Source organism: Mesorhizobium sp. M7A.F.Ca.US.014.04.1.1 (assembly GCF_003998745.1).
GTDB lineage: Bacteria > Pseudomonadota > Alphaproteobacteria > Rhizobiales > Rhizobiaceae > Mesorhizobium > Mesorhizobium ciceri.
In genome coordinates this window covers 1-5,552 of sequence record NZ_RZRW01000399.1, presented here as the reverse complement: position 1 = coordinate 5,552, position 5,552 = coordinate 1, and the positions used below count along the sequence as shown (strand labels likewise).

The following is a 5,552-nucleotide window of genomic DNA, read 5'->3' as shown; positions in this document are numbered from 1 at the left end:
GGACGGGGCAGGCATATGATCGCCGATTTCGACTACCAATTCTTCATCGAAGTGCTCGTCGGCGGCCTGCTCTCAGGCGTCATGTATTCGCTTGTCGCGATCGGCTTCGTGCTCATCTACAAGACCTCGGGCGTGCTCAATTTCGCGCAAGGCGCGATGCTGCTGTTTGCGGCACTCACCTTCGTCAGCCTCGTCGAGCGCGGTATTCCGTTCGCGCTGGCGCTGGCGGTCACCTTCGCCATCATGGTGGCGATGGGTGTCGCCATCGAGCGCACGGTGCTGCGGCCACTGACCAACAAGCCGCCGATCACACTGTTCATGGCGACGCTCGGCCTGTCCTACATCATCGAGGGCGCCGCCCAGCTGATCTGGGGCACGCAGGTCCATGGCCTCGATCTCGGCATCGAGGACGTGCCGCTGGAAATCGGCGGCGTGCTGATCAGCCAGTTCGACATTTTTGCCGCGGTGGTTGCCGCCGGCATGGTCCTCCTGCTGTCGCTGTTCTTCCGCTACACCCGCATCGGCCTCTCCTTCCGCGCCGTTGCCGACGACCAGTTCGCGGCCCTCGCGGTCGGCCTCAGGCTGCCCTTGATCTGGGCCACCGTGTGGGCTGCCGCCGGCCTTGTCGCCCTGGTGGCGGGACTGCTCTGGGGCGCACGCCTCGGCGTGCAGTTCTCGCTGTCGCTGGTGGTGCTGAAGGCGCTGCCGGTGCTGGTGCTCGGCGGCTTCGATTCCATCCTCGGCGCCATCGTCGGCGGGCTTCTGATCGGCGCCAGTGAGAAGCTCGCCGAGGTCTATATCGGCGATTATTTCGGCGGCGGCATCGAGAGCTGGTTTGCCTATGTCGTCGCGCTCGTCTTCCTGCTGATCCGCCCTTCCGGCCTGTTCGGCCAGAAGCTCGTTGAGAGGATCTGAACGATGACCGCGATAACAAGCGATTTCGTCGCCGCGCCGGTGCTGCCGAAATGGGTCGTACCGGTCCTGCTGCTCGCCTTCGCCTATGGTGTCGTGCCGCTGATCGGCTCAAGTTATCTGTTCGAGGCCATCCTGCTGCCGTTCCTGGCGCTCAGCCTCGCCGGCGTGGGCTTGAACATTCTCACCGGCTATGCCGGCCAGGTCTCGCTGGGCAGTGCCGCCTTCATGGCGGCGGGCGCCTTCGCCGCCTATAATTTCAACCTGCGCGTCGAGGGCCTGCCGCCGATCGGCAGCATCTTCCTGGCCGGCATCGTCGCCGCCGCGATCGGCATCGTCTTTGGCCTGCCCAGCCTGCGGCTGAGGGGTTTTTATCTCGCAGTATCGACGCTCGCCGCGCAGTTCTTCGTGCAATGGGCGCTGACCAAGTTCAGCTGGTTCTCCAACAACTCGGCGTCAGGCGTCATCGACGCGCCGAGACTGTCGATCTCAGGTTTCGCGCTCGACGGCGCCATCGGTCGCTATCTCTTCGCGCTGACAATCGTCACCGTCCTGACCTTCCTTGCCTATAGGCTGGTCTCGTCGCAGACCGGTCGCAACTTCATCGCCATCCGCGACAATGAAACCGCCGCCCGCATCATCGGCATCCCGGTGCTGAAGACCAAGCTGCTGGCCTTCGCCATCTCGTCCTTCATCATCGGCGTCGCAGGCGTCATCTGGGCCTTCGCCTATCTGAGGACCGTCGAGCCGGACGGCTTCGATCTCGATCGGTCGTTCCAAATCCTGTTCATCATCATCATCGGCGGGCTGGCTTCGATCCGCGGCGCGTTTTTCGGCGCCGCCCTCATCGTGGTTTTCCCGCTCGCTCTGTCGCGCCTCGGCGGCTTCCTGCTCGGCGATCTCTTCGATTCGGGCGTGCTCGACATGAGCCAGCGCATCGTTCTGGGCGCGCTCATCATCCTGTTTCTGATCCTTGAGCCCGACGGGCTGGTGGCGCTGTGGGACAGGGTCCGAAGACGGCTCCTGTTCGCCTGGCAGTCGACTTGAGCTGATGCATTGAAAATGAATCCCATCGGAAAATGAACAAGGGGCCGAACAAGACGGCCCATACCGGGAGTACCTCGACCATGACTTTCCTCAGCACAATCAAGGCGGCGGCGTTGTCCGCGGCGATGATCGTGTCGGTGGCCTTGCCCGCCGCGCACGCCGACGAACAATATTTTCCGCTGCAGAGCTATCGCGTCGGGCCTTACGCGGCCGGCGGCACCGGCTTCTTCGGCGGCTTCATCGACTATCTCAACCTCATCAACATCCGCGACGGCGGCGTCAACGGCGTCAAGCTGACCTGGGACGAATGCGAGACCCAGTACGAGGTCGAGCGCGGCGTCGAATGCTACGAGCGGCAGAAGAGCCATGCCGGCGCCGCCGCCTGGAACCCGCTCTCGGTCGGCATCGCCTATGCCATGATTGACCGCATCACCGCCGACAAGGTGCCGCTGATCACCGTCAACCACGGCCGCACCGATTCCACCGACGGGCGTGTCTTCCCCTACGTCTTCCCGCTGCTGCTCAATCCCTACAGCGAGACATCAGGCATCGTGAACTACATCGCCTCCAAGGAAGGCGGCATCGACAAGCTGAAGGGAAAGAAGATCGTCGTGCTCTATCACGGCTCGCCCTACGGCAAGGAGACCATCCCGATCTATGAGCTGCTGGCGCAGAAATACGGCTTCACCGTGCAGCAGATCGAGGTGCCGCATCCCGGCAACGAGCAGCAGTCGCAGTGGCTGACCATCCGCCGCGCCAAGCCGGATTTCGTCGTCCTGCGCGGCTGGGGTGTGATGAACCCGGTGGCGCTGAAGACGGCGGTCAAGGTCGGCTATCCCGTCGATCACATCGTCGGCAATGTCTGGTCGAATTCTGAAGAGGATGTCATCCCTGCCGGCGACGCCGCCAAGGGTTACACCGCCATCACCACGCAGGCTTCCGGCAACTCCTACCCGGTGGTTCAGGAGATCGTGAAGACGGTCTACGGCGCCGGCAAGGGTAACCTTGAAGACAAGGCGCGCATCGGCTCGGTCTACCACAATCTCGGCATCGTCAACGGCATCCTCAATGTCGAGGCGATCCGGATCGCGCAGGAGAAGTTCGGCCACCGCACGCTGACCGGCGACGAGGTCCGCTGGGGCTTCGAGCATCTCAAGCTTGATCCGGCCAAGGTCGAGGCGCTCGGCGCCAAGGACCTGTTCCACTCGATCAATGTCAGCTGGGACAACCATGAAGGCGAAGGCTACGTGACCTTCCAGCAGTGGGACGGCAAGAAGTGGAACGTCGTCTCCGACTGGATCGCGCCGGACTGGGCGCTGCTGCGGCCAATCATCGAGAAGTCCGCCGAGGCCTACGCCGCCGAGAAGGGCATCAAGCTGCGCACCGCCGACGATGCCAATGCTGTGACCACCAACTGATCAGTCAGTGCCGGGCGTCGCGGACCAAGTTTCCGTGGCGCCCGACCTGTTCGGTTTTCGAACCGCGAAAGAACAGCCTATGCCGAACGATGACGTCATTCTTGCTGTGGACACGGTCCATGCCACCTACAACCACGCCATCACGGCGCTGCATGGCGTCAGTTTCGAGCTCAGGCGCGGCCAGATACTGGCATTGCTCGGTGCCAATGGCGCTGGCAAGACCACGACGCTGAAGGCCGTCTCCAACCTGCTGCCGGCCGAACGCGGCCAGGTCAATGCCGGCACCATCCGCTATGACGGCTCGGATGTCTCGCGCCGCAAACCGGGTGATCTGGTGCGCGCCGGGCTGGTTCAGGTGCTGGAAGGCCGCCACTGCTTCAAAAGCCTCACCGTCGAGGAGAATCTGATCGCCGGCGGCATCGGCCGCAGCGGCAGCCGCGCCGAGATCAACGGGGATCTCGAACGGATCTACGGCTATTTCCCGAGGCTTCGGGAAAAACGCCGGACATTGTCCGGCCTGACCTCCGGCGGCGAACAGCAGATGACCGCCATCGGCAGGGCGCTGATGTCGCGGCCGCGGCTGCTCGTCCTGGACGAACCGTCGATGGGGCTCGCGCCAATCATCGTCCAGGACATCTTCCAGAGCTTGAAAAAACTCAACCGCGAGACTGGCCTATCCATCCTGGTCGCCGAGCAGAACTCCGCAGTGGCGCTGCGATATGCCGACCATGCCACGGTGCTGGAGAACGGCGTTTCCGTTCTCGCCGGCGCGGCCCCCGAGCTTCGCCAGCGCGAGGACATCAGGGCCTTCTATCTCGGTCAATCGAACCCCGGGCAACAGGCGTCACCCGCCACCAAGCCCGCCCATCTCCACGCCGTTGCCTGAATCGAAATCCCAAGGAGCAGTGAAATGACCGTTTCGACCGTCAAGACCGACAAGGCTTCCGCCGCCGTGCCGCCAGTCGCAAGGCCGATCGCCCCGGCGCACATCATCAAGGACGACGCCGAGGCGATTGCGGTTGCCCATGCGCTCGCCGCCGAATTCGTCAAGGACTCCTCCCGGCGCGACCGTGAACGGATCTGGCCGGTCGCCGAACTCGATGCCTTTTCGCAAAGCGGCCTGTGGTCGATCAATGTACCCAAGGCATTCGGTGGGCCGGAGGTGTCCTATGCGACGCTGGCGAAGGTGATCGAGATCATCTCGGCGGCGGATTCCTCGATCGGCCAGGTTGCGCAGAACCATCTCGGCGTCGTCGCTGCCATCCGCACCGTCTCCGACGCGGACCAGCAGAAGCTGCTGTTCGCCGAAGCGCTGAAGGGCACCCGGTTCGGCAACGCCTTTTCCGAGTTCGGCTCCAAGCGCGCCGCCGATTTTGAGACCCGCTTCACCGATGCCGGCGATCATGTGGTCGTCAACGGCCGGAAATTCTATTCGTCCGGCGCGCTGCTCGCCCATCTGGTGCCGATCGTGGCGCTCGATGACGAGGGCCGCGCCTGGTATGCGATCGCCGACCGCGGCGCACCCGGCCTGACCGTCATCGACGACTGGTCGAGCTTCGGCCAGCGCACGACCCTGTCCGGCACCGTCATCATCGACAACGTCAAGGTGCCGAAGACGCATCTGGTACCCGGCTACAAGGGCTACGACAAACCGACCGCCGACGGCGCCATCTTCCAGATCATCCAGGTGGCCGTGGACACCGGCATCGCCCAGGCGGCGATCGACGAGACGGTCGATTTCGTCAGGACCAAAAGCCGCGCCTGGATCGACAGCGGCGTCGACAACGCCTGGGACGATCCCTACACCATTCAGGCCATCGGCGACCTGACGCTGCGCCTGCACGCGGCGCAGGCGCTGCTCGAAAAGGCCGGTCATGCAATCGACCGGGCAGTGGCCGAGCCGACAGCCGAGACGGTGGCGCACGCCCAGATCGTCACTGCCGAGGCAAAAATCCTGTCGACAGAGATCGCCATCGCCGCCACCAACAAGCTGTTCGAACTGGCAGGGACCCGCTCAACCCTGGCCGAGCACAATCTCGACCGGCATTGGCGCAACGCGCGCACGCACACGCTGCACGATCCGGTGCGCTGGAAATACTCGATCCTCGGCAAATATTTCCTCAACGGCGAAAATCCGCCGCTGCACGCCTGGAGCTGATTTTCCACCGGCGGGCT

The 5,552-nt window shown here is 63.7% G+C and carries 5 protein-coding genes; all 5 read left to right on the top strand.

What is annotated here, in order from left to right; all coding sequences use genetic code 11:
• The first annotated feature begins 15 nt into the window (after window positions 1-15).
• The 5 genes from EOA22_RS23190 to EOA22_RS23170 all read left to right on the top strand — a co-directional run bounded on the left by EOA22_RS23190 (window position 16) and on the right by EOA22_RS23170 (window position 5,535).
• Window positions 16-915: a branched-chain amino acid ABC transporter permease gene (locus tag EOA22_RS23190; RefSeq protein ID WP_032898718.1), complete on the top strand. Its 900-nt coding sequence runs from the start codon at window positions 16-18 to the stop codon at window positions 913-915.
• A 3-nt stretch (window positions 916-918) separates the two neighbouring features.
• The gene (locus EOA22_RS23185) at window positions 919-1,959 is read left to right on the top strand and encodes a branched-chain amino acid ABC transporter permease (protein WP_063169860.1); all 1,041 of its coding nucleotides are present in this window, start codon (window positions 919-921) and stop codon (window positions 1,957-1,959) included.
• 80 nt (window positions 1,960-2,039) lie between these two features.
• On the top strand, window positions 2,040-3,377 hold the full coding sequence (locus EOA22_RS23180) for an ABC transporter substrate-binding protein (protein WP_013528156.1): 1,338 nt from the start codon (window positions 2,040-2,042) through the stop codon (window positions 3,375-3,377).
• Window positions 3,378-3,456: 79 nt separating this feature from the next.
• Window positions 3,457-4,263, top strand: coding sequence for an ABC transporter ATP-binding protein (locus EOA22_RS23175; RefSeq protein WP_024501876.1), 807 nt, complete (start codon window positions 3,457-3,459; stop codon window positions 4,261-4,263).
• A gap of 24 nt (window positions 4,264-4,287) precedes the next feature.
• Window positions 4,288-5,535: an SfnB family sulfur acquisition oxidoreductase gene (locus EOA22_RS23170; protein WP_063169861.1), complete on the top strand. Its 1,248-nt coding sequence runs from the start codon at window positions 4,288-4,290 to the stop codon at window positions 5,533-5,535.
• The last annotated feature ends 17 nt before the right edge of the window (window positions 5,536-5,552 follow it).